Source organism: Pseudomonas sp. AP42 (genome assembly GCF_001728935.1).
In the GTDB taxonomy this organism is placed as follows: Bacteria; Pseudomonadota; Gammaproteobacteria; order Pseudomonadales; family Pseudomonadaceae; genus Aquipseudomonas; species Aquipseudomonas lactis.
Genome location: NZ_LYSO01000102.1, coordinates 1 through 22,205, shown reverse-complemented (window position 1 = coordinate 22,205; position 22,205 = coordinate 1). Strand labels below are relative to the sequence as shown.

Here is a 22,205-nt window from a genome sequence, read left to right as displayed (position 1 = left end):
ATGCACCGCCGATCCCCTGTGGGAGCTGTCGAGCTTTAGCGAGGCTGCGAAAGCGGTGGGCCAGGCGATGAAAGTGTTGCCTGTGCCGCCGCCATCGCAGCCTCGCTGGGGCTCGACAGCTCCCACATTTTGAGCGGTGTTGTTGTCGGGAGCTGTGTTTGGCGCGGTGGCCCTGCAAACCGAGATCAACCCGCCACCGCCGATCCCCTGTGGGAGCTGTCGAGCTTCAGCGAGGCTGCGAAAGCGGTGGGTCAAACAATGAGCCTTTGGGCAATGCCCCCACCTGATCAAATTCCGTCTGAGGCTATACTTGCCTCCGTCCAACCAATCGAGATCCCCATGAGCACCTCTCTTTCCCTGTCGCCCGTGCGCAAGCCCGTCGCGCCACTGATCGCTTTTGTCATCCTGGTGGCGGGCGCTCTGTTCCTGCAAAACACGGTGGGCGCGCGCCAGGTGTTGTTGCTGGTGGTCGGTGCCGCGCTTGGCCTGACCCTGTATCACGCGGCCTTCGGTTTTACTTCGGCCTGGCGTGTGTTTATCAATGATCGGCGTGGCGCCGGCTTGCGTGCGCAGATGGTGATGCTGGCGGTGGCGGTGGTGCTGTTTTTCCCGGCGCTGGGCGCGGGCACTTTGTTTGGCCAGCCGGTGACCGGGCTGGTGGCGCCAGCGGGTGTGTCGGTGGTGTTCGGGGCGTTTATTTTCGGGATCGGCATGCAGCTGGGCGGCGGGTGTGCGTCGGGCACCTTGTTCACCGTGGGCGGCGGTAATGCGCGGATGTTGGTGACACTGCTGTTCTTTATCTGTGGCTCGTTGATCGCCACCCATCACGTCGACTGGTGGTTTGCACTGCCATCGTTTCCGGCGGTTTCCATCGTCAAAACCTTCGGTGTACTGCCGGCCTTGGTCCTGAGCCTGACGGTGTTCTTGCTGATTGCGCTGGTCACCGTGCGCCTGGAAAAACGCCGTCATGGCCAGCTTGAACAAGGCGTACAAAGCGAGCACCCAGGGCTGCGCCGCTTCCTGCGCGGGCCATGGCCGTTGGTATGGGGCGCGATCGGCCTGGCGCTGCTCAACTACGCCACCCTGGCCCTGGCCGGGCGGCCGTGGGGCATTACTTCCGCGTTCGCATTGTGGGGCGCCAAGGTGGCGAGCGGGCTGGGCGTGGACGTCGCCAGTTGGGCATTCTGGCAGATGCCGGGCAATGCCAAGGCCCTGGCTGCACCGGTGTGGGAAGACATCACCAGCGTCATGGACATCGGTATTGTCCTCGGCGCGCTGCTGGCCGCAGGCCTGGCCGGGCGTTTCGCCCCCAGCCTGAACATCCCGCTGCGCTCGTTGATCGCGGCGGTGATCGGTGGCCTGATGCTCGGCTACGGTTCGCGTCTGGCCTATGGCTGCAACATCGGCGCGTACTTCAGTGGCATCGCCTCGGGCAGCCTGCATGGCTGGGTGTGGCTGGTGGCGGCCTTTATCGGCAACGGCGTGGGCGTGCGCTTGCGGCCGTTTTTCTTTGCGGGTGAGCGGCCCAAGGTGGCCTTGAGTGGCTGCTGAGCCGTGCACTCACATTCGCCTGGCGCGAGCGCAAGATGCCGGGTTATTACCCGCCATCGAGCATTGCGCTGCCCAGGCATTCCGGGACATTGAAGGCCTGGGTTGGCTGGCGGATGCTGCGTCGATCAGTGTCGAGCGTCATCGGCAGTGGATCGCACTATCGACCTGCTGGGTGGTGGTCGACACCCATGACCAGCTCCAAGGCTTCCTCAGCGCAGAACGTTTTGGCGACGACCTGCATATCCACGAAGTCTCGGTTGCCCAGCCATTGCAAGGCCAGGGCTGGGGACGCAGGCTGGTGGAAACGGCGATCCACCACGCACGCGCCCAGCAACTGTGTGCGGTGACCTTGACCACCTTCAAGCATGTGCCCTGGAATGCGCCGTTCTATCGGCGCCTGGGCTTTGAACCCCATACCCATCAGCGCCTGGAAAATACCCTGGCGGATGAATACGCCCAAGGTTTCGTCCCTGGCAGCCGCTGTGCCATGGCGTACAAAGTGGTATGTCCGAATCCGTCCTGAAGTAGTCCGCCTCTTGCCTGTCGTCCTCCGAGCGTTGTCCTTACCATGGCTCTATCGTCTCCCCATAGACACAAGCCAGAAGGACAACCCGTGACTCAAAAAGCCCTGATCGTGATCGACGCCCAACATTCCTTCCGGCATTCAACCTACTGGTCCGAAAATGACCTGCCCGATTACCTGGAAAAACAGCAGGCCCTCATTGATGGCTGTGTTCAGCAAGGCATCCCGGTGGTACAAATCTTCCATGTTGAAGACCAAGGGCATTTCTCCATGCAATCGGGCAACGTCAGGGCCTTGAGCGAGCTGTCGATCAATCCACAGTTAGTGATCCATAAGCGCTACCACAGCGCCTTCGCCGGTACGCCTCTGGCTGCTCGCCTCACGGAGATGGGCGTCACCACGCTGATCATCAGCGGCATCCGCACTGAGCAATGCTGCGAGACCACCACGCGGCAAGCGTCGGACAGCGGCTTTAAGGTGGACTTTGTCAGTGAAGCCACACTGACATTCCCCATGACCCACCTGCGCAGCGGCCGGGAGTACACCGCGGCGCAAATCCGCGAACGCACGGAGCTGGTGCTGGAAGAGCGTTTTGCGCGCATCGTCACGGTCGACCAGGCCCTGGAAGGATGAACCCGTGAGCGTACCGGTGCTGTTTGTGTTGTTGCCTAATGTGCTGATGCTCGACCTGGCGGGGCCTGCTGAAGTGTTGCGCCTGGCCGCGCAAGCCGAGGACCCGGCGGCGGTGGATTTCGATCTGCAGTACGTCAGCCCGGTAGAGTCGCTGCACAGCTCCATCGGCTTGCCACTGACCGGGCTGGCGCCCCTGCCGCAGACTCTGGAACCCGGTACGCTGGTGGTGTTGGTGGGCTCCACGATGAACGTGTCGAAAGCCCACCAAAAGGCCTTCGAATCGGCCAGCCATCAGCTCACCCAGTGGTTGCAAAACGTCTTCGCACCCTCGGCCGAGCGTCTGGTGTGCGTGTGCGCCGGCGCGTTGAGCGCCGCCAGGGCCGGGCTGCTCGATGGGCGCCAATGCACCACGCACCATTCGCTGTGCGCCACTTTGCAGGCCCTCGCACCCACCGCCCGGGTTTTGGAAAACCGCCTGTACGTGACCGATGGCCCGGTCAGTTGCAGCGCCGGTATCACGGCGGGTATCGACCTGATGCTGCACCTGGTTGCCGAACTGGCCGGGCCACGCTTGGCGTGCGCGGTGGCGCGAGACATGGTGGTGTACCTGCGCCGCAGCGGCAGCGACCCGCAGCTATCGCCTTGGGTGAGCGGGCGCAATCACCTGCACCCGGCGGTCCATCGCGTGCAAGACGCCATAGCCGCCGCCCCCTGCGAAGCCTGGACACTCACCCGCATGGCAAGCCTGGCCTGCACCAGCAGCCGACACCTGGCGCGCCTGTTCCAGGAGCATGTCGGCATCAGCCCGTTGGATTACCTGCACCGCCTGCGCCTGGCCGTGGCCCGTGAACTGCTGGCCGAGTCGGCCCTGGACATTGAAACCATCGCCGAGCGCGCAGGCTTTGGCTCGGCGCGGCATCTGCGGCGTATCTGGAGCAAATATGACGCGGCCACCCCTTCAGCCATGCGCCTTACTCAGCAGGCGTCTCGACAGCCGTGACCGGCTCTTGACCGGCCTCGGTGGCCAGCTTCAAACGGTCCGCCTTGCTGATGTATTTGTCTTTGCTTTTAGGCGCCAGCTTGGCGCTGGCCTTTTTCGCTTTGGCTTTGAAGAGCTGCTGAAGTTTTTTCTGGCGGTTCATGTTCCGTTGCCTGAAGGGGAAAGGCGCGAATGATACTACCGGTTCAGCGCGCCAGGAACTCACTGATCAGCGTGATCACCTGCTGCTGGATCACGGGCCGTGGCCGCGCGCCTTTGCCGTCCTGGCAAATTCGCCGTGGCGAGCGATGTAATGAACCACTTCACCGCCGCCGGTGGAATGACCGACATGCACCGCAGTTTGTACGCCCAGGTGCTCGACCACGGCCGCGACGTCGTCGGCACAGTGGTCCATATCGTGCCCGTCCCAGACCTGGCTGGAGCGCCCGAGGCCACGCCGGTCGTGGGCAACGACCCGCTAACCTTCCCAGGAAGAACAGCATTCGAATCGCCGCCTTGGCCGCCCAATGACTTTAGGTTTAAAGTCAACTTTAAGGTCGATGGTTTTTGTGGGGGGTACATGAGAATAGGCGAGTTGGCAAAAATCAGCGGGTTGGCGGCTTCACGCATCCGCTTCTACGAGGCGAGCGGCCTGATCCAATCGGTTGCGCGTAAATCCAACGGCTATCGAGACTATGCGCCCGGCACCGAGGCCGTGTTGGAGATCATCAAGGGCGCCCAGGCGGCCGGTTTCTCTCTGGAAGAAATCCGGCAATTAATGCCCAGAAGCGCCGGTGGTTGGCAGCATGACGAGCTGCTCAGCGGGCTCAAGCACAAGGTCGAGGAAATCGAGGTTCTGCAACAACGGCTGGCCCAGAACAAGGCTCAGTTGCTGAATGTCATCAAGGGCATCGAAGGCAAGCCCGAGGGCATGGCCTGTGCGGAGAATGCGCAGATGCTGATTAACCGTCTGCGCGAGGAAGGGGTGGAGCCAGCGTCTTCCAAGAGAAAGAGCGCCCGCCAGACCCCGAAGGCCTGACCGGCGTCAAGGCGCTGCCGAGTCGTCGTGAATTCAATCATGACGACTGATGGCTGCAAGGCTAGCTAACCGTTGAAGCACTTTCCCTCGCCATCAATTTGTCCACCAACAAAACACCCAATTCACTCAACTGATGAATCGCCAACGCGACATCGCGCTGTTTACCCGTCAGTTCATCCGACAGATCAAGCAGCAATGCGGTGACCGAGGAAAAGGTTTCGTAGCTGTTGGCGATGAGCATTTCGCTGCTGGCATCGTCGGCAACGCTGAACAGCGCTGAGGGAGGTGGTTCGGCGGGGGTGTTAAGGGATGCGTGATCAAGCTTGAGGTTTGGATCGTTTGGAGGGTTAGGTGTGACTTTATACATATGCGTAATTCCTGAGTGGGGCCGACACCGTTTCGCTACTAAACGAAAGGGTGGCAGCTGTACGCAGGTTAGTAGACCGGGGAATTACACAAAGCCGGCGCGCCCGAAGGCGCCCTACGCACAGCCACCATCAGGCACAGACAGGAATGTCTGATAGATGAAGCTCATGCACTAAGTGTAATTGACCCTCGGGCTACTAAACCCGATCACTGAATTGTCAGCGACCGGGCCACCTTAGAGACGCCCATCCAAGCGCACAAGCCGGCGGATTCTGACGCAACTGTAGGCAACGGAGCAAGGTGGTGCAGCTTGCTGTAGGACGGGTCCACATCAACGCCGGCCCACTCACCCACTCCCTGTAGGAGCGAGCTTGCTCGCGAAAAAATCATAGGCGCCGCGTTCACTCTGGATGCACACCTTATCTTTACGTTCTTCGCGAGCAAGCTCGCTCCTACAGTCGCGACGCAACGTTTCGGTCTTGAGGACATAAGCGCTAATAGTATTGCTCGGCTGCCTGCGCGGCGGCTGGACTAGGATTTTTTCTGGCGGTGCACACCGACATTAAAAATTCATTGGCATCTACAAGAAGTAGCCAGCAGGCTACATTTGAATCTGTGACCAATACGATCGGCGGGACGCCCGAGGAATCAAGCGGGCAAAAGAGATTCTCGATGCCCTGAGAGGTCAATGACATGAGTCAGCCAACATTCAAACCAGAGGACATGCCGATCCTCGAGCTGGATACATCCGGCACCAGTGCCTATGAGGCTTCGCGCTTCCTTGATAGCCCGCAAACCATCAGTGCTTATCTTGCGCAAAGCATGGCGTGCCATGACCCGCAAGCCCTTATGAAGGCGCTGGCCGAGGTTGCCAAGGTCCTGGGTGTCAACAAGGTTGCCGAAGCGGCGGGGGTGAATCGGGAGAGCCTGTATAAAACCCTGAAAGGCGGCTCAAAGACACGTTATGAGACGGTCCAGAAGCTGATGTGGGCATTGGGGGTGGAGCTGACGGTGCGACCGATTACCGCGACCACTCCTAAAAAAACGGCTGCCATCGGTACAGAGAAGCTGTATTGAAATGCGCATGGTCTTGTAGGAAATCGACCTCTGGTAGCGTAAGGGTTTCCCTGTAGCACTGTTTATATATCCAGTATTTGCGGGTCTGCGCGCTCACGAAACGAAAATGAGTGAAAAATGGGCCTGTGGCAAAAAAAAGCAACTCCGTTAGGTTGAGGTCCTCTCCTTCAAGAAAGGAGAGTTCTTAATCAAGTGAATGGAGTCACAAAATGAACAAACCACAAACCCAGACACCTCTTCGCCATGGTCGTGTCACATCCCCTTCCAGCCGTGGCGCAGTCGCCGTGGATCTTGGCCTGCTGGAAACCTGGCAGGTCAATGAAATGGAAGGCGGCAAGAACTTCCCGGCACTGACGGCCGGTCCGTTCCCGGCGCCTTATCAAACCGACAGTGACAGCGTCACCCCGCCCGCCGACGGCTTTATCCTCAGCGGTGGCAAGACCGATGCCCGTGACTGCGTCAACTTCACCCACGAGGAAATGGCCAAGAAACTCGGCCGCGCCTTCACCTGGCCGTTGCTCAATGTCGAGCCGGGTCAGACCTTCAAGGTCACTTGGGCATACACCGCGCCGCACACCACCCGTGGCTATCGCTGGCTGATCACCAAGGATGGTTGGGACCCGAAACAGCGCATCACCCGCGCACAGCTGGAAGCCCAGCCGTTCGCTGAAGACTTCTATGCCCAGGTGCCGTACTACAGCCATGCAGGCGAACTGAAGGCCAAGGTCAATCATGAAGTGAAACTGCCGACCCACAAAAAGGGCCAGCATGTGATTGTGTTGATGTGGATCGTCGCCAACACCGGCAACGCCTTCTACCAAGCCTTCGATGTGGACTTCAAATAAGCCCGCACCGTTAAACCTACACGTTCTGAAGGAATAGAACATGTCAAAGATTGACTTTACCTCACTGCAATCGCCGCTCAGCGATGCCGCTTCGCTGATGCCGAGCATTGCCGGCAAAAAGATCCTCATGGGCTTTTGGCACAACTGGCCTGCCGGGCCGAGCGATGGCTACCAGCGTGGCCAGTTCGCCACTATGAGCCTGGCGGATGTCCCAAAGGATTACAACGTGGTGGCCGTGGCCTTCATGAAGGGCAACGGTATCCCAACCTTCAAGCCGTACAACCTGTCCGACGCCGAGTTTCGTCGCCAGGTGGGCGTGCTGAACAGCCAGGGCAGGGCGGTGCTGATTTCCCTTGGCGGCGCCGATGCACACATCGAACTGCATAAAGGCAACGAACAGCCACTGGCCAACGAGATTATCCGCCTGGTGGAAACCTATGGCTTTGATGGCCTGGATATCGATCTTGAACAGAGCGCGATTGATTTCGCCGACAATAAGACTGTCCTGCCCGCCGCGTTGAAATTGGTCAAGGACCACTACGCAGGTCAAGGCAAACACTTCATCATCAGCATGGCGCCGGAGTTTCCGTATCTGACCACTGCCGGCAAATACGTCGGTTACATCCAGGCGCTGGAAGGTTATTACGACTTCATTGCCCCGCAGTATTATAACCAGGGGGGCGACGGCATCTGGGTGCAGGAGGTCAACCAGGGCAACGGCGCCTGGATTGCTCAGAACAACGACGCGATGAAAGAGGACTTCCTGTTTTACCTGACCGAAAGCCTGGTGAGCGGAACGCGCGGGTTTACCAAAATCCCGGCAGACAAGTTCGTCATTGGCCTGCCCGCGAACGTCGATGCGGCTGCCACTGGTTATGTGATCGACCCAACAGCCGTGACCAATACCTTCAAGCGTTTGCACGACAAAGGATTGTCGATCAAGGGCCTGATGACCTGGTCGGTGAATTGGGACAACGGGATCAGCAAAGACCACGTGCCCTACAACTGGGAATTCAGCCGCCGTTATGGGCCGATGATCAATGGCACTGATCTCTCTGGCCTGGAGCAGGATGAGGCGGTTCTGGAGATCGCCAATCGGCAGTAGCGTAAAGGGGCCTCTGGCAGACGTGTCAGAGGTCCAACCGCTAAGCTTCTGATCTGACTAAAATCCGATGCCTGTTTGGGCATCGGATTTTTTGCGTCACGCTCAAATGGCGCTGAGCATTCCTAAAGCCGATTTACCGCACCAAACAAGGCCGCTTGTTATCAAAGCCCCAACCCGGGATCAGAAACTGCATCGCCACACTGTCATCCCGCGCTCCAAGGCCCATGCCTTTGTACAATTCATGGGCCTGGGCCACGGCGTCCATATCGATGTCCACACCCAGGCCAGGCTTGGCCGGCACCTTCACATAGCCCCCTTCAATCTTCAACGGCTCCCGGGTCAGGCGTTGGCCGTCCTGCCAGATCCAGTGGGTGTCGATGGCGGTGATCTCGCCCGGTGCGGCCGCCGCCACCTGGGTGAACATTGCCAGGGAAATATCAAAGTGGTTGTTGGAATGCGAGCCCCAGGTCAGGCCCCACTCGTTGCACATTTGCGCGACGCGCACCGAGCCTTGCATCGTCCAGAAGTGCGGGTCGGCGAGGGGGATGTCCACTGATTGCAGCTGGATGGCGTGGCCCATTTCCCGCCAGTCGGTGGCGATCATGTTGGTGGCGGTTTTAAGGCCCGTGGCGCGGCGGAATTCGGCCATGACTTCGCGGCCTGAATAACCGTTTTCTGCGCCGCAGGGGTCTTCGGCATAGGCCAGCACATGATGCTGGTCGCGGCACAGGCGGATGGCTTCTTTCAACGACCATGCGCCGTTGGGGTCGAGGGTGATGCGCGCATCGGGAAAACGCTCGGCCAGTGCGGTGACGGCTTCGATTTCCGCGTCGCCGCTCAATACGCCGCCCTTGAGCTTGAAATCGTTGAAACCATATTTGGCCTTGGCCGCTTCGGCCAGGCGCACCACCGCGTCGGCGGTCAGGGCTGTTTCATGGCGCAGGCGGAACCAGTCGTCATCGGCGTCGGCCTCGTTGCGGTAGTCCAGGTCGGTGGCGTTGCGATCCCCCACATAGAACAGGTAGCCGAGCATCTTCACCGCGTCGCGTTGCTGCCCTTCGCCGAGCAGGGCCGCCACCGGCACCTCAAGGAATTGACCGAGCAAGTCGAGCAGGGCGGCTTCCATGGCGGTGACGGCGTGGATGGTGATGCGCAGGTCGAAGGTTTGCAGGCCACGTCCGGCAGCATCCCGCGAGGCAAAGGTACTGCGCATTTGGTTGAGCACGCGCTGGTATTGGCCAATCGGCTGGCCGATCACCAGCCCGCGCGCGTCCTCCAGTGTTTCACGAATGCGCTCGCCGCCTGGCACTTCGCCCACGCCGGTGTTGCCGCTGCTGTCCTTGAGGATGACGATATTGCGCGTGAAGAAAGGGCCGTGGGCGCCGCTGAGGTTGAGCAACATGCTGTCGTGGCCGGCGACGGGGATGACTTGGAAGTGGGTGACTATAGGGGTATTCATGGCAAGTTCCTGACTGGGCTCAAAGGGGTTTGCTGAGAGGGGTGCCGGTGGTCACAGCGCTTGGCGCGGCCGACACGGCAGAAGGTGAAGTCTTGGCGAAGAACACCAGGATGGCCGCCAGCACCGAGGTGCCGGCCAGGCCATACAGCCCGCCCTGGATTGACCCGGTGGTTTGTTCAAGAAAGCCAAAGGTGGTTGGCGCGACAAACCCGCCCAGGTTGCCGATGGAGTTGATCAGCGCGATCACGGCGGCGGCGATGCGCACATCCAGGTAGCCCTGGGGGATCGGCCAGAACAGCGACGACGCAGACTTGAACCCGATGGCCGCAAAACAGATCGCCACGAAAGCGAAGATCGGCCCGCCGGTGGTGGACATGAACATGCCGGCCGCCGCGATCAGCAGGGCCGCCGCGACCCAGGCCTGCTGGAACTTGAACTTGCCCGACAGCGACGCAAAGGCGTACATGGCAATAATCGAGATCAGCCAGGGGATCGAGTTGAAGAAACCGACCTGCACGTCGCTCAGGTCACCCATCTTCTTGATGATGCTGGGCAGCCAGAAGGTGGCGGCATAGATCGTCAGTTGAATGCAGAAGTACAGAGCGCAGAACAGCAGGATCTGGCGGTCCTTGAGCAGCTTGCCGATGGTTGGTTTGACCGTGGTCAGGGCTTCACGATCACGTTGCTCCTGATCGATAGTCTCCACCAGCGCATCCTGTTCTTCGCGGCTCAGCCACTTGGCATCATGGGGCTTGGAGTCCAGCCAGAACCACACAAAGAAACCCAGCGCCACCGATGCCAGGCCTTCGATGGCAAACATCCATTGCCAGCCGTGCAAGCCCAGCCCTTCAATCTGCAACAAGGCCCCCGACAACGGCCCGGAGATCAATGACGCCACCGCCGAGCCACTGAGGAAGATCGCGATGGCCTTGCCACGCTCCACACCGGGCAACCAGCGGGTGAAGTAATAGATCACGCCGGGGAAGAAACCGGCCTCCGCCACGCCCAGCAAGAAACGCAAGATGTAGAAGTGGGTTTCGTTCTGGATGAACGCCATCAGCGTGGCGACGATGCCCCAGGTGAACATGATGCGGGTCAGCCAGATACGCGCGCCGACTTTTTGCAGCAGCATATTGGACGGCACTTCGAACAGCGCATAGCCAATGAAGAACAGTCCGGCGCCGAAGCCGTAGGCGGCTGCGCCGATGCCCAGGTCATGCTCCATGTGCGTGCGCACGAAGCCGATATTGACCCGGTCGATGTAGTTGAGGATGAACATGACCACGAACAGTGGGAGCACATGGCCCTTCACTTTGCTCACGGCGCGGGCGAGCGCTGAATCACTTTCGGGTGCGGCTGAGGCTGGGCTTGAATGCTTCACGAATGAAAACTCCCCCTGATTATTTTTATGCGGGCTTGGTGTTTTGTTGACGGACATCATACAAGTTGTTTTTTGAAGGCCGCAATCCTGTGAGAGCTGTTTTTGTTCTTATAAGCCGGTATTGAGATTGGCTATTTTGGTTATTTTCCAGATTTTATTGGGTTTTGCCCTGCTGGTGACGGCTCGGGGTGTGCGCTTCTCTCAAAGCGAAGACAGGCTCGGGTGAGTTGGGATGAGTGTGTTGTCATACAAGCTAGGTGTTTTTCTCCGCCACCCGTCGCCCCGTGCGCTCAGGGTGATAAGCTCCCCCCAGCCCAACCCCGTGGACCCGTCTCGATGCCGATTAAAAGCACACCGCCTGTGCGTAAACGTTCCGCCAACCTGGCCCAGGGTGTGGTCGAGGCACTGACCCAGCGCATCCGGTTGGGGCAACTCAAGCCGGGTGAAAAACTGCCGTCCGAATCCACCATCGTGCTTGAGCATGGGGTGAGCCGCACCGTGGTGCGTGAAGCCTTGTCCAAGTTGCAGGCGTCGGGGCTGGTGGAGACGCGTCACGGCATTGGAACCTTTGTGCTCGAGCAGCACACGCAGCCAGGCCTGCGCTTGCATGTAGACACAGTCGCCAGCGTGCGCAACATGCTCGAATTGCGCCTGGGCCTGGAAGTGCAAGCGGTGGCCTTGGCCGCGCTGCGCAGGAGCGAGGCACAACTGGCCCACATGCGCCAGGCGCTGGACGACTACCAAGCCTCCCTGGCCAATAACGACAGCTGTGTGGAGGAGGACAAGCGCTTTCACCAACTGATCGCCGAAGCCACCGGCAATACATTTTTCACCGACATCATGCAGCACCTGGGCACGGCGATGATTCCGCGCACCCAGGTGAATGCCGTCGAGCGCGGCGGCGCGGACTTTGCCCAACTGGGGCAGTTGGCGAACCTGGAGCACGAGGCGATCTATAACGCCATCAAGCGCCAGGACCCAGACGCCGCGCGCGCGGCCATGGTGCTGCACTTGACCAACAGCCGGGATCGATTTTCCGGGCACTCTTAAGGAATCACCGTTGAACGAACACACCTTGTCTCAGCGCCTGGAGCGCGTGGCCGCGCACATACCGGCGGGTGCCCGCCTGGCCGATATCGGCTCGGACCACGCCTACCTGCCGGTGGCCCTGATACACCGCGGCGCTATTGCGGCGGCCGTGGCGGGGGAAGTGGCCGCTACACCGTTTCAGGCGGCCAACCGTACCGTGGCCGACAACGGCCTGGCGCAGCACATCACCGTGCGCCTGGCCGATGGTTTGGCGGCGATTCAAGCGGGCGATGACATTACCGCTGTCAGCCTGTGCGGCATGGGCGGCGAGACGATCCGCGACATTCTCGACAGCGGCAAGGCGCACCTCAATGGCCGGGAACGCTTGATCCTGCAACCCAACGGCGGCGAGCAACCCCTGCGCCAATGGTTGATGGACAACGGCTACCAGATCCTGCACGAGGAGCTGCTGCGGGAAAACCGCTTCTACTACGAAATCATCGTCGCCGAACGCGCCGAGACGATGACCTATACCGCCGAGCAACTGTACTTCGGCCCGCTGCAAATGCAGGCGCGTAGCGAGGATTTTTTGGCGAAGTGGCAACGTATATTGCGCGAGAAACGCAAGACATTGGCCAGCCTCGAACAAGCGCGGCAGGCGGTGCCCGAGCAGAAAGTGCAGGAGATCGTGCAGCAGGTGAAGTGGATCGATCAGTTGCTCGCCTGAGCGACATCTCCCACATTAGAACTGTGATCCCCGGATATGCTCCAATAGCCGCATCATCAGCTCACCAGGAACCCGCCATGGCCGACACCACGGACCAAGCCTTCTACGACCGGGCAGACGCCCATATCGAACTGTCCAACGAACAGCTCAAGACCTGCGAAAGTCTCGGCGAGGTCAGCGCGTCAATGATGTTCGGCACCACACGCTTCAATGCCTGGGCCAGTGCGCGCAACTTCAAGTCCGGCGCCGAAATGGCGGATGCGCGGGAAGCGATGTTGAAGTATTTCTGCGACCAGTACCGGATGATGCTTGAGGATAACCTGGATGATCACATCAATAATTTCAGTCAGTACATGCGGGTGAACCCATAGGGTTGATCTGCGCATTTCAGGAGCTCGTCTACTTCCTGTGCGTTGCGCAAGTGAATCACTGGAATCTGCGGCCCGATGTTCATGCGCGCCGCTTCAATGCCGGGTCGGCTCACCCGATCGTAGTTCCAGCAAAAGCTCAGGAAGTTCAGAAACTCCCTGTCCAGTTTCTCCTTGCAGCCTGCGGGCTTATCTGCACGCGGCCGGTCCAGCAAGCTGCGCATAAGCACTCGTCGCAAGCAGGTGGTGCGAGGTATGTCGAGCCATATGATGAGGTCTGCGCGCGGCAGGCGTAGATCGAAAGTCCGTCGGGCGTAATTGCCTTCACAGACCCATCGGTCCGATGCAATCGCTTGCCGGACCCGCGCGCGGAAGACCTCATTGTCGGCCTCCACCCAATTAGGCTCCCAGAACAATCTGTCCAGATGCACTACGGATAAATTCAGGCGCCTGCCAAGGTCGCGGGCCAAGGTTGATTTGCCACTGCCTGCGTTACCCAGTATCACGATGCGTTGCATGTGCAGTCCTTTGCTGTGGAACAGTCGAGCCTTGAGCGATATTACGTGATTTGCTCTTTAGGCGAACAACATTCAGGGCACTTCACCTCCGACGTGTAGTCTTCTGCTTATCCCTAACGGAGCTGTCCGCTATGATCACTGTCCATCACCTCAACAATTCTCGCTCACAACGCATTCTCTGGATACTTGAAGAACTGGGCCTGCCCTACGACATCAAGCGCTACCAGCGTGACGCCAAGACCAACCTGGCGCCGCCTGAACTCAAGGCCATCCACCCCCTGGGCAAATCCCCGGTGATCGAAGACGGTTCCCGCGTGCTGATCGAATCTGCTGCGATCATCGACTACCTCATCCGCCGCCACGGCAACGGCCAACTGCAACCCGACCCGGCCACCGACGCCTACGACAGCTATGTGCAATGGCTGCATTTTGCTGAAGGCTCGGCGATGTTGCCGTTGATGCTCAACCTTTATGTGGGACGACTGGGTGAAGCGGGTGCGCCGCTGCATCCTCGGATTGAGTCGGAGCTGGCCAACTACTTGGGCTACCTGAATGATGTGCTGGGCCACACGCCGTACCTGGTGGGCGACGCACTCAGCGGCGCGGATATCCAGATGAGCTTTATCGGCGAAGTCGCCCAGGCCCAGGGCAAATTGCAGGCCTACCCGAACCTCGCGGCGTGGCTGCAAAAGCTCCAGGCGCGCCCGGCATACCGCAAGGCGGTGGAGCGGGGCGGGGAATACGCGTTCGCCAAATAGCCAGAAGCTATGTTGGAGGAGGCTTGCCCTAATGCCAGTCAGTTAAGCGCAGATCCCCTGTGGGAGCGGGCTTGCTCGCGAAAGCGGTGGGTCAGTCAGCCTCGATGTTTGCTGGGCCGACGCCTTCGCGAGCAAGCCCGCTCCCACATTTGACCTTCGCTGCTTTGAACACTTCGTTCGCTTAACTGACTGGCATTAAGGCTTGCCCCCTCCCACATTTACAGCCTTAGACCCAGGCTCATCAGGTGAACCTTCGAGTCTCCCAGCGCTCACTTAAAAGGTGGCACTGGCTTTTCTCGAAAGGAATCTGCATGCACTCCACCTCGTCAATCGCGCCCGTAGAGCGCGAGCTGAGCCTGCGGGCAGTCATCACCGGGATCGTACTGGGCATCCTGCTGACCCCTTCCAATGTCTATGCAGGCTTGAAGATCGGCTGGTCGTTCAATATGTCGATCATCGCCTTGCTGATCGGCTATGGCCTCTGGCAGGGCCTGGCCAAGCGTTCCGGTGAACACCTGCCGTGGACCCTGCACGAGAGCAATATCAACCAGACCGTGGCCTCTGCCGCGGCGTCGATCATTTCCGGCGGGCTGGTCGCGCCTATCCCGGCGTATACCCTGCTGACGGGTAACCAACTGGCAGCGCTGCCGATGATTGCCTGGGTGTTTTCGGTAAGTTTCCTGGGGATCTGGATCGCGTGGTACCTGCGGCCGTCATTGCTAAATGACAAGGCACTGAAGTTTCCCGAAGGCATGGCCACCCTGGAGACCCTGCTGCACATCTACAACCATGGCCGCGAAGCCGCCACGCGCTTGAAAGTGCTGCTCGGCGCGGCGCTGTTGTCCGGGCTGGTCAAGTGGGTGGATACCTTTATGTGGGCCTTCCCGCGCTGGTCGCCGAACGCCCAGTTGGAGCGCCTGACCTTCACCGCCGACCCCTCTCTGCTGTTGCTGGGGTTCGGCGGCATCATCGGCATTCGCGTGGGCCTGACCCTGCTGCTCGGCGCCTTGCTGGCATGGGGCGGGCTGGGGCCGTGGCTGTTGGCCAACGACCTGGTGAGCCTGCCTGCCGACAGCAGCGGCCCGCAGTTTGCCGCGCTGGTGGAATGGCTGCTGTGGCCTGGGGTGAGCCTGATGGTGTGTTCCACCCTGGCGTCCCTGGCGATTCGTTTGTGGGCGTTGCATCGCTCAACCCGAGCGGCTGGCGGCACGCCCTGGGCAGTTCCCAAGCCTGGGCCTGCTGTGGGGTTTGCCTTGGCGATTGCGTTGGTGGTGAGCCTGCAAGCGCTGTTGTTCGGTATCAACCTCGGGATGGCGCTGCTGACCATTCCTCTGGCGATCTGCCTGGCCGCCGTGGCGGCGCGGGTGGTGGGCGCGACCGGTATTCCGCCGATTGGCGCCATCGGGCAACTGTCCCAGCTGAGCTTTGGCATCGTTGCGCCGGGCCAGGTGCCGATCAACCTGATGAGCGCCAACACCGCCGGCGGTTCGGCGGGGCAGTGCACGGACTTGATGAACGACTTCAAGGTGGGCAAGGCGATTGGCGCCACGCCTCATAAGCAGGTCATCGCGCAAATCCTGGGGATTTTCGTCGGCAGTATTGTCGGTGTATTCGCCTACCTGGCGTTGATCCCCGACCCGCAAACCATGCTGCTCACCGAACAATGGCCAGCCCCTGCCGTCGCCACCTGGAAAGCCGTGGCGCAAACCCTGACCCACGGGCTGGATTCGTTGTCACCCAGCATCCGCTGGGCCATTGCTGTTGCAAGCCTGTGTGGCGTACTGCTGGGCATACTCGACAGCACATTACCGACCCATCGCGCCCGCTACCTGCCGAGTGCGGCAGCCTTGGGACTGGCGTTTGTCTTGCCTGCGTCGGTGTCGCTGATGATGGCCCTTGGCGCGATCATGACCTGGGCGGTGAGCTGTCGCTGGCCGAGCGTGACGCAGCGCTTTGCGATCACGGCAGCGGCGGGGCTGATCGCCGGTGAGAGCATTACCGGAGTAGGCGCGTCGTTATGGCAGATGCTGGGAAGTGGATGAATGGCCCACGTGGATTTACAACTCTTCACGAATCCAAAAGGCTCATCGTTATAGGCTTGGCGCTGCGACCACTGGATCAAACCCATTCAACTGACCGTTGAGCCTACCCCATGAAACTGCCTGCCCTCGCTGCCACGTTTCTCGCCGTTGCGACGCTGCACCCTTTACCCGTACACGGCGCAGGCCCCATTACCCATGTCGCCATCTACCGAGGCCCGGCAGGCTGCCCCGACTGCTCGGAAAACGTGAAAACCGCCCTGCAGCGCCTGAACCCCAATTACCAGATCGACTTCGTCGGTGCCGACGAACCCATCGACATCACCCCGCAAACCCTGGCGCGCTACGACCTCTATGTGCAACCCGGCGGTGGCCAGGACATTCCGGCCGCCCTCGACAGCCTCGGTGAGGCGCGTGCCGAAGCCATCCGCGGCTACGTCGCCAAGGGTGGCCGCTACCTGGGCCTGTGCATGGGCGCCTACCTGGCCGACGACAACAACCTCGGCCTGATCCCCCAGGCGCTTGATACCGAAGCTGGCCGTCCCGGTTTTGAAGTGTCCGGCATTGAAGACGCCGCCGTGCGGGTGACGTGGGACGGGCAGCCCGACTCTGTGTTCTATCAGGATGGCCCTTACTTCCCCAAAGCTAGCGCCGCTGCGCCTTACAAGGTCATCGCGACCTACCACAATGGCGACGTGGCGGCGGCGCGCTATACCTACGAACGTGGCGTGGTGGTGCTGAGCGGGCCGCATCCGGAAGCCGGGCGGGAATGGTTTGAAAATGCCGATATCGAGCTGAGCAAAATGCCGCGTGGCGAGCTGTTCGGGTCATTGATACGCAGCGCGCAAGAGTAGGGCACGCCGCCCGTTACCTCAGAGTGCCACCATTCCCCATGTCGATATCAGACACGATGGTGGCGTAACCAGGCTACTTGTGCCTGGCCTCGGGCACTTAAGGTGAGGGTCATTGGCCGCCCGAGAACAACAAAAACAATGACTAGCCTCAACTGCAACGATTCCAACGGTCAGCTGGCGCAGGGCTTCAAGCCGCGCCATGTGACCATGTTGTCCATCGCTGGCATCATCGGCGCGGGGTTGTTTGTCGGCTCCGGTCATGCCATCGCCGCAGCGGGGCCGGCGGTGTTGCTGGCTTATCTGTTTTCCGGCCTGCTGGTGGTGCTGGTCATGCGCATGCTGGGGGAAATGGCGGTGGCGCGCCCGGACACCGGCTCGTTTTCCACCTACGCCGACCAGGCCATTGGCCCGTGGGCGGGGTTTACCATTGGCTGGTTGTATTGGTGGTTCTGGGTGCTGGTCATTCCCATCGAAGCCTTGGCTGCCGGGCATGTGCTCAACCAGTGGTTCCCTCAGGTGGATGCGTGGCTGTTTGCGTTGATCTCGATCGTTTTGCTGGTGATCACCAATCTGTTCAGCGTGGCCAAATACGGCGAGTTCGAATTCTGGTTCGCCATGGCCAAGGTGATTGCCATCATCGGCTTTATCGGCCTGGGTTTCAGCGTGCTCATGGGCTGGATCCCGGATCGCGAAGCCAGCGGCTTGAGCCGCTTGATGGAAGAACATGGCGGGTTTGCCCCCAACGGCCTGTCGGCGGTGGTAGGCGCGTTCATTACCATCATGTTCAGCTTCATCGGCACTGAGGCGGTGACCATCGCCGCAGCGGAATCGAGCAACCCGGCCCAGAACATCGCCAAGGCTACCCGCTCGGTGATCTGGCGCATCGGCGTGTTCTACCTGTTGTCGATCTCCGTTGTGATTTCCGTGGTGCCCTGGAACGACCCGCTGCTGGCCTCCGTGGGTTCCTATCAGCGTGCACTGGAAATTATGAACATCCCCAACGCCAAGTTCATGGTCGATGTGGTGGTGTTGATCGCGGTAGCCAGTTGCATGAATTCCTCGATCTACATTTCCTCGCGCATGTTGTTTTCCCTGGGCAAACGCGGCGATGCGCCACCGGCACTTAAAATCACCTCGAAGGCGGGCGTGCCCCGGGCGGCGGTGATCGCCAGCACCATAATCGGTGCGGGCGTTACGTTGCTGAGCTACTTCATGCCGGCCGGTCTGTTCCAGTTCCTGCTCGCCAGCTCCGGCGCCATCGCGTTGTTGGTGTACTTGGTGATCGCTATCTCGCAACTGCGTATGCGTCGCTTGCTGCTTCGGCAAAACGTCGAGTTGACCTTTCGTATGTGGCTGTTTCCCTGGCTGACTTACCTGGTGATCGTGTTCATCTGCCTGGCCCTGGGGGTGATGATGGTGACGCCCGAGCACCGCACCGAAGTGTCCTCGACCATTGGCCTGGCGTTGGTGATTTCCTTCATTGGCCTGGTTACGGCGCGCCAGCACAACCGGGCACCCAAGCCGGTGGCGCTGGAACATTCCTGATCACGCCTGTGGGGTAGCGGTGATGGAAACCGAGGCACCTGTTTGCCAGACCATCGGCTTTTTGCTGCTGGACCAATTCACCCTGATATCGCTGTCGTGTGCGGTCGAGCCGCTGCGTATGGCCAACCAATTGGCGGGCGAAGAACTCTACCGTTGGCAAACCCTCAGCCTGGACGGCCAGCCGGTGTGGGCCAGCGATGGCGTGTCGGTGACCCCGGATACGTGCGCGCAGGACCAGCGCGGCTTCGATGCGGTCATTGTGTGCGGCGGCGTGGGCATTCAACAGGCTATCAGCCCTGCGCTCATCGCCTGGTTGCGCAGCCAGGCGCGGCTGTACTGCAAACGTCTCGGCGCGGTGTGCACCGGCAGTTGGGCGCTGGCTCAGGCGGGGTTGCTTGATGGCTTCCAGTGCAGCGTGCATTGGGAGCTGATGGCGTCGATGCAGGAGGCGTTTACCCGCGTCAAAGTCAGCTCCAGCGTATTTACCCTCGATGGCAACCGCTTCACCAGCTCCGGCGGCACTGCGCCGCTGGACATGATGCTGCACCTGATCGGCCGCGATCACGGGCACACGCTGTCGGCGGCGATTTCCCAGATGTTCGTGTACGAGCGCATTCGCAACGAGCGCGACCACCAACGCGTGCCGCTCAAACACCTGCTCGGCACGCAACAGCCCAAGCTGCAGGAAGTGGTCGCCCTGATGGAAGCCAACCTGGAAGAACCCATCGACCTCGACGAACTGGCCGCCTATGTGCACGTGTCCCGCCGCCAGTTGGAGCGCATGTTCCAGAAGCACCTGTACTGCACGCCATCGCGCTATTACCTCAAACTGCGCCTGACCCGTGCCCGCCAGTTGCTGATGCAGACGCCCATTTCGATTGTCGAACTGGCGGTGATTTGCGGCTTTGTGTCCACGCCGCATTTTTCCAAGTGCTACCGGGATTTCTTCGGCGTGGCGCCCAGCGATGAGCGCTCGGACATGCGCCTGCATCCGCCGCCTGCGTTACGGCCAGAGGGGCAATCCCTGGCCCCGCAACAGCCCAGGAATACACTGGAGCAGGCGCGCGACGAGCCGACGTTTGCCACGGTGCAGATTCAAAGGCGATAGGGCTTGCCCTCTTGCCCCCTGTAGGAGCGAGCTTGCTCGCGAAAAATGCACAGGCGCCGCGTTCATTCAGGAAGCACGCGTTATCGTTGACGTTTTTCGCGAGCAAGCTCGCTCCTACAGGGGCCAGCGGCATACTCAAATCCACTGGTCATTCAACGCGGTACGCTCACCGCCTTCATGCCCCGTATTCATGATGCCCCTTGGCTCGATCATCATCAGCTTGGCTTCTCCCTCGGCCGCCGTCCTGTGCTCAATGCCACGCGGCACCACATACAACTCACCCGGCTTCACATACACCGGGCCATCCGGCAGGTCGATACGCAGCGTGCCTTCAAGCACCAGGAACGCTTCATCGGTTTCCGGGTGCGAGTGCCAAATGAATTCGCCCTCGATGCGCACGACTTTGAACTGGTAGTCGTTCATTTCGGCGACCACTCTTGGGCTCCATTGCTGGTCGATGAGCGAGGCTTTTTGAGCAAGGTTTACAGGCTGTGCTTGAGTCATGCGGGATCTTCCTGTCGATGAGAAGGCCAGACTATCTGGGTCGACAGGTCAGAGGCTTGTACGATCCTGCAACCTCTCCACTCGTACGTTCCCGCATTCCCCACGGGAATACAGCACATAAAATTAATGCATTTTTCTTACTGCCACGGTTAACGTAATTTGCCTCAAGGCCACGGAGAACCGCCTTGAACTCATCCTCACCCAACCCTGCTGACAAATTCGATACCTCAAGAGCTAACGAGTACGCACGACAAAGCCGTATCGCGCTGGCGGGCTATGACGCGTGCCAGGACCTGGCAGCCTGCATGCTCGCGGCGAGCCTTGGCGATGTCCCTTCGGCCAGGGTACTTGTGGTCGGCGCCGGCGGTACGGCGCAGGAGATCATCGCCATGGCCAGCCTTGAACCGGGCTGGCGCTTCATGGCGGTTGATCCCTCCCAGCCGATGCTCGACGCGGCAAGGCAGCAGTTGGAAACCAACCACTTGCTTGATAGAACCACCCTGCATCTCGGGCCGCTCGAAGACCTGGCAGCAGACGCTTCATACGACGCCGCCACCTTGATCGGTGTGCTCCACCATCTGGAGGGTGACGGCGCCAAGGACCGGATGCTGCGATCAATTCGGGCGCACCTGAAACCGGGGGCACCGCTGATCGTCGCGGGCAATCATTACGCGTATGCCAGCCAGCCGTTGCTGCTGGCGGCATGGGGGCAACGGTGGCGTCAGCATGGTGCCACCCCGGATGAAGTGAAGGCCAAGCTCGGCAAAATCCTTCAAGGCGCTGACCCGCCCCATTCCGAGGCGGCGGTTCAGAAGCTGTTGCATGACGCTGGCTTTGGCGACGCGACCCGTTTCTTCAGCAGCCTGTTCTGGGGGGCTTGGTTGACGTGCAAGGTGGGGTAGCAAGGTCTCGCCTTGCTCAGTGAGCCGAGAGAGTAGCCAGCCGCCGACGCCAATCGCCGCCATGCCGAAGGTGGCATTCCTCTTCGGAGTCGAAACTGACGCAGCGGGCGATGTTCGGCACGTGCACGTCAGCGTCATCCAGCGCGGCGGTAGTCAGCTCGCGCATTCGGGCGTCCGCGCCGGTCGCGAGGGCGTGATCCTTGCTCGCGAAACTGTCGAACACCCAGATCACCCGCAGGCTTTGGGGGAAGGCGCGGTAGTCGACGGTGTGGGTCAGCCATTCGAAGCCTGGGATTTCGGTTTTTGCGATCTCGCAGGCGTCGGTCAGGGCTGCGATGAGGCGGCGTTCGATGCGGGCGTGGTCGCGTGAGGCAGGTGGCATAAAGGAGTCCTGGGAGTGGGTTGGGGCGCTGATCAGAGCATAGCTATCTACACAACTTCGGCACGACGCTAAATCTGTGGCGAGGGAGCTTGCTCCCGTGACGGCCTGACAGTCGGCGCATATCCATCTGACGCTCCGAAATTCAAATGTGTGTGTGGCTTGCCTGCGATGGGGGCCTGCCAGCCGACACCAATCTACCTGACCCCCCACGCTCCAACTGTGGGAGCTGGCTTGCCTGCGAAGACGGCCTACCAGCCGACGCCAATCTACCTGACCCCCCACGCTCCAACTGTGGGAGCTGGCTTGCCTGCGAAGACGGCCTGCCAGCCGACACCAATCTACCTGACACCCCGCAATCAACTGTGGCTGGCTTGCCTGCAAAGACGGCCTGCCAGCCGACACCAATCTACCTGACCCCCCGCAATCAAACTGTGGGAGCGGGCTTGCTCGCGAAGGCGGCCTTATAGGCGACACAGCTATACCGAGTACATATCCATTCCTGCGGTAACGGCC

The 22,205-nt window shown here is 60.5% G+C and carries 23 protein-coding genes and 2 pseudogenes; 17 read left to right on the top strand and 8 right to left on the bottom strand.

Going from position 1 to position 22,205, the window contains the following annotated elements:
• Positions 1-339: 339 nt before the first annotated feature.
• From A7K61_RS24845 to A7K61_RS24830, 4 genes are all read left to right on the top strand, one after another.
• Entirely contained in the window at positions 340-1,551 is a 1,212-nt protein-coding gene (locus A7K61_RS24845; protein ID WP_044274415.1) for a YeeE/YedE family protein, read from the top strand.
• Entirely contained in the window at positions 1,541-2,074 is a 534-nt protein-coding gene (locus A7K61_RS24840) for a GNAT family N-acetyltransferase (protein WP_069558570.1), read from the top strand. The genes A7K61_RS24845 and A7K61_RS24840 overlap by 11 nt, the downstream gene beginning before the upstream one ends.
• A 90-nt stretch (positions 2,075-2,164) precedes the next feature.
• A complete protein-coding gene (locus tag A7K61_RS24835; protein ID WP_044274412.1) occupies positions 2,165-2,707 on the top strand; it encodes a cysteine hydrolase family protein in 543 nt (180 codons plus the stop codon).
• A 4-nt stretch (positions 2,708-2,711) separates the two neighbouring features.
• Positions 2,712-3,707: a GlxA family transcriptional regulator gene (locus tag A7K61_RS24830; RefSeq protein ID WP_069558569.1), complete on the top strand. Its 996-nt coding sequence runs from the start codon at positions 2,712-2,714 to the stop codon at positions 3,705-3,707.
• On the opposite strand, the gene A7K61_RS24825 is transcribed toward A7K61_RS24830, so the two are convergent.
• Together A7K61_RS24825 and A7K61_RS33910 are read right to left on the bottom strand one after the other, a co-directional pair.
• Complete coding sequence (locus A7K61_RS24825) at positions 3,679-3,849, bottom strand: DUF2986 domain-containing protein (protein WP_069558568.1); 171 nt, start codon at positions 3,847-3,849, stop codon at positions 3,679-3,681. The genes A7K61_RS24830 and A7K61_RS24825 overlap by 29 nt on opposite strands.
• 135 nt (positions 3,850-3,984) lie before the next feature.
• A pseudogene (locus A7K61_RS33910) lies at positions 3,985-4,164 on the bottom strand (alpha/beta fold hydrolase); the annotation flags it as partial.
• A gap of 102 nt (positions 4,165-4,266) precedes the next feature.
• Here A7K61_RS33910 and A7K61_RS24820 point away from each other — a divergent pair.
• Complete coding sequence (locus A7K61_RS24820) at positions 4,267-4,725, top strand: MerR family transcriptional regulator (RefSeq protein ID WP_069558571.1); 459 nt, start codon at positions 4,267-4,269, stop codon at positions 4,723-4,725.
• Between the two features lie 61 nt (positions 4,726-4,786).
• Here A7K61_RS24820 and A7K61_RS24815 read toward each other — a convergent pair whose 3' ends face one another.
• Complete coding sequence (locus tag A7K61_RS24815) at positions 4,787-5,092, bottom strand: DUF6124 family protein (protein ID WP_044274408.1); 306 nt, start codon at positions 5,090-5,092, stop codon at positions 4,787-4,789.
• A 692-nt stretch (positions 5,093-5,784) separates the two neighbouring features.
• Here A7K61_RS24815 and A7K61_RS24810 point away from each other — a divergent pair.
• The 3 genes and pseudogenes from A7K61_RS24810 to A7K61_RS24800 form a co-directional block, all read left to right on the top strand.
• Positions 5,785-6,168, top strand: coding sequence for an addiction module antidote protein (locus tag A7K61_RS24810; RefSeq protein ID WP_069558567.1), 384 nt, complete (start codon positions 5,785-5,787; stop codon positions 6,166-6,168).
• A gap of 209 nt (positions 6,169-6,377) precedes the next feature.
• Positions 6,378-7,013, top strand: coding sequence for a lytic polysaccharide monooxygenase auxiliary activity family 9 protein (locus tag A7K61_RS24805; RefSeq protein ID WP_069558566.1), 636 nt, complete (start codon positions 6,378-6,380; stop codon positions 7,011-7,013).
• Positions 7,014-7,053: 40 nt separating this feature from the next.
• Positions 7,054-8,055, top strand: a pseudogene (locus A7K61_RS24800) (chitinase); the annotation flags it as partial.
• A 196-nt stretch (positions 8,056-8,251) separates the two neighbouring features.
• Here A7K61_RS24800 and gudD read toward each other — a convergent pair.
• Together gudD and A7K61_RS24790 are read right to left on the bottom strand one after the other, a co-directional pair.
• Positions 8,252-9,577 (bottom strand): glucarate dehydratase, encoded by a 1,326-nt coding sequence (gene gudD / locus A7K61_RS24795; RefSeq protein ID WP_069558564.1) that lies wholly within the window; start codon positions 9,575-9,577, stop codon positions 8,252-8,254.
• A gap of 19 nt (positions 9,578-9,596) precedes the next feature.
• A complete protein-coding gene (locus A7K61_RS24790; protein WP_047712232.1) occupies positions 9,597-10,958 on the bottom strand; it encodes an MFS transporter in 1,362 nt (453 codons plus the stop codon).
• Between the two features lie 336 nt (positions 10,959-11,294).
• On the opposite strand from A7K61_RS24790, the gene A7K61_RS24785 reads away from it, so the two are divergent.
• The 3 genes from A7K61_RS24785 (at position 11,295) to A7K61_RS24775 (ending at position 13,085) form a co-directional block, all read left to right on the top strand.
• On the top strand, positions 11,295-12,008 hold the full coding sequence (locus A7K61_RS24785) for a FadR/GntR family transcriptional regulator (RefSeq protein WP_003192677.1): 714 nt from the start codon (positions 11,295-11,297) through the stop codon (positions 12,006-12,008).
• A 10-nt stretch (positions 12,009-12,018) separates the two neighbouring features.
• The gene (locus A7K61_RS24780) at positions 12,019-12,714 is read left to right on the top strand and encodes a tRNA (adenine(22)-N(1))-methyltransferase TrmK (protein WP_003192676.1); all 696 of its coding nucleotides are present in this window, start codon (positions 12,019-12,021) and stop codon (positions 12,712-12,714) included.
• Positions 12,715-12,791: 77 nt separating this feature from the next.
• Entirely contained in the window at positions 12,792-13,085 is a 294-nt protein-coding gene (locus A7K61_RS24775) for a DUF3144 domain-containing protein (protein ID WP_069558563.1), read from the top strand.
• On the opposite strand, the gene A7K61_RS24770 is transcribed toward A7K61_RS24775, so the two are convergent.
• Positions 13,061-13,600, bottom strand: a complete 540-nt coding sequence (locus A7K61_RS24770) for an AAA family ATPase (protein ID WP_069558562.1) — start codon at positions 13,598-13,600, stop codon at positions 13,061-13,063. The genes A7K61_RS24775 and A7K61_RS24770 overlap by 25 nt on opposite strands.
• Before the next feature lie 131 nt (positions 13,601-13,731).
• Here A7K61_RS24770 and A7K61_RS24765 point away from each other — a divergent pair, with 131 nt between their 5' ends.
• The 5 genes from A7K61_RS24765 (at position 13,732) to A7K61_RS24745 (ending at position 19,904) form a co-directional block, all read left to right on the top strand.
• Positions 13,732-14,358: a glutathione S-transferase family protein gene (locus A7K61_RS24765; protein ID WP_003192671.1), complete on the top strand. Its 627-nt coding sequence runs from the start codon at positions 13,732-13,734 to the stop codon at positions 14,356-14,358.
• 311 nt (positions 14,359-14,669) lie between these two features.
• Positions 14,670-16,400 (top strand): OPT family oligopeptide transporter, encoded by a 1,731-nt coding sequence (locus A7K61_RS24760; protein WP_069558561.1) that lies wholly within the window; start codon positions 14,670-14,672, stop codon positions 16,398-16,400.
• 110 nt (positions 16,401-16,510) lie between these two features.
• Positions 16,511-17,251, top strand: a complete 741-nt coding sequence (locus A7K61_RS24755) for a BPL-N domain-containing protein (protein WP_069558560.1) — start codon at positions 16,511-16,513, stop codon at positions 17,249-17,251.
• A 138-nt stretch (positions 17,252-17,389) separates the two neighbouring features.
• Positions 17,390-18,796 carry an amino acid permease gene (locus tag A7K61_RS24750; RefSeq protein WP_069558559.1) on the top strand — a complete coding sequence of 469 codons (1,407 nt, stop codon included), beginning with the start codon at positions 17,390-17,392 and terminating at the stop codon, positions 18,794-18,796.
• Between the two features lie 22 nt (positions 18,797-18,818).
• The gene (locus A7K61_RS24745; RefSeq protein WP_069558558.1) at positions 18,819-19,904 is read left to right on the top strand and encodes a GlxA family transcriptional regulator; all 1,086 of its coding nucleotides are present in this window, start codon (positions 18,819-18,821) and stop codon (positions 19,902-19,904) included.
• 135 nt (positions 19,905-20,039) lie between these two features.
• On the opposite strand, the gene A7K61_RS24740 is transcribed toward A7K61_RS24745, so the two are convergent.
• The gene (locus A7K61_RS24740) at positions 20,040-20,408 is read right to left on the bottom strand and encodes a cupin domain-containing protein (RefSeq protein ID WP_047711436.1); all 369 of its coding nucleotides are present in this window, start codon (positions 20,406-20,408) and stop codon (positions 20,040-20,042) included.
• A 185-nt stretch (positions 20,409-20,593) separates the two neighbouring features.
• On the opposite strand from A7K61_RS24740, the gene A7K61_RS24735 reads away from it, so the two are divergent.
• On the top strand, positions 20,594-21,310 hold the full coding sequence (locus tag A7K61_RS24735) for a class I SAM-dependent methyltransferase (RefSeq protein ID WP_069558557.1): 717 nt from the start codon (positions 20,594-20,596) through the stop codon (positions 21,308-21,310).
• Between the two features lie 16 nt (positions 21,311-21,326).
• Here A7K61_RS24735 and A7K61_RS24730 read toward each other — a convergent pair whose 3' ends face one another.
• Positions 21,327-21,692 (bottom strand): hypothetical protein, encoded by a 366-nt coding sequence (locus tag A7K61_RS24730; RefSeq protein ID WP_047711434.1) that lies wholly within the window; start codon positions 21,690-21,692, stop codon positions 21,327-21,329.
• Positions 21,693-22,205: the final 513 nt, after the last annotated feature.

Bases quoted from the DNA above. Each gene is read 5' to 3' on its own strand.
- A7K61_RS24845 (WP_044274415.1), top strand. From the start codon at position 340: ATGAGCACCTCTCTTTCCCTGTCGCCCGTGCGCAAGCCCGTCGCGCCA.
- A7K61_RS24820 (WP_069558571.1), top strand. From the start codon at position 4,267: ATGAGAATAGGCGAGTTGGCAAAAATCAGCGGGTTGGCGGCTTCACGC.
- A7K61_RS24775 (WP_069558563.1), top strand. From the start codon at position 12,792: ATGGCCGACACCACGGACCAAGCCTTCTACGACCGGGCAGACGCCCAT.
- A7K61_RS24745 (WP_069558558.1), top strand. From the start codon at position 18,819: ATGGAAACCGAGGCACCTGTTTGCCAGACCATCGGCTTTTTGCTGCTG.
- A7K61_RS24785 (WP_003192677.1), top strand. From the start codon at position 11,295: ATGCCGATTAAAAGCACACCGCCTGTGCGTAAACGTTCCGCCAACCTG.
- A7K61_RS24740 (WP_047711436.1), bottom strand. From the start codon at position 20,408: ATGACTCAAGCACAGCCTGTAAACCTTGCTCAAAAAGCCTCGCTCATC.
- A7K61_RS24815 (WP_044274408.1), bottom strand. From the start codon at position 5,092: ATGTATAAAGTCACACCTAACCCTCCAAACGATCCAAACCTCAAGCTT.
- A7K61_RS24805 (WP_069558566.1), top strand. From the start codon at position 6,378: ATGAACAAACCACAAACCCAGACACCTCTTCGCCATGGTCGTGTCACA.
- gudD (WP_069558564.1), bottom strand. From the start codon at position 9,577: ATGAATACCCCTATAGTCACCCACTTCCAAGTCATCCCCGTCGCCGGC.
- A7K61_RS24825 (WP_069558568.1), bottom strand. From the start codon at position 3,849: ATGAACCGCCAGAAAAAACTTCAGCAGCTCTTCAAAGCCAAAGCGAAA.
- A7K61_RS24770 (WP_069558562.1), bottom strand. From the start codon at position 13,600: ATGCAACGCATCGTGATACTGGGTAACGCAGGCAGTGGCAAATCAACC.
- A7K61_RS24730 (WP_047711434.1), bottom strand. From the start codon at position 21,692: ATGCCACCTGCCTCACGCGACCACGCCCGCATCGAACGCCGCCTCATC.
- A7K61_RS24750 (WP_069558559.1), top strand. From the start codon at position 17,390: ATGACTAGCCTCAACTGCAACGATTCCAACGGTCAGCTGGCGCAGGGC.
- A7K61_RS24755 (WP_069558560.1), top strand. From the start codon at position 16,511: ATGAAACTGCCTGCCCTCGCTGCCACGTTTCTCGCCGTTGCGACGCTG.
- A7K61_RS24760 (WP_069558561.1), top strand. From the start codon at position 14,670: ATGCACTCCACCTCGTCAATCGCGCCCGTAGAGCGCGAGCTGAGCCTG.
- A7K61_RS24765 (WP_003192671.1), top strand. From the start codon at position 13,732: ATGATCACTGTCCATCACCTCAACAATTCTCGCTCACAACGCATTCTC.
- A7K61_RS24810 (WP_069558567.1), top strand. From the start codon at position 5,785: ATGAGTCAGCCAACATTCAAACCAGAGGACATGCCGATCCTCGAGCTG.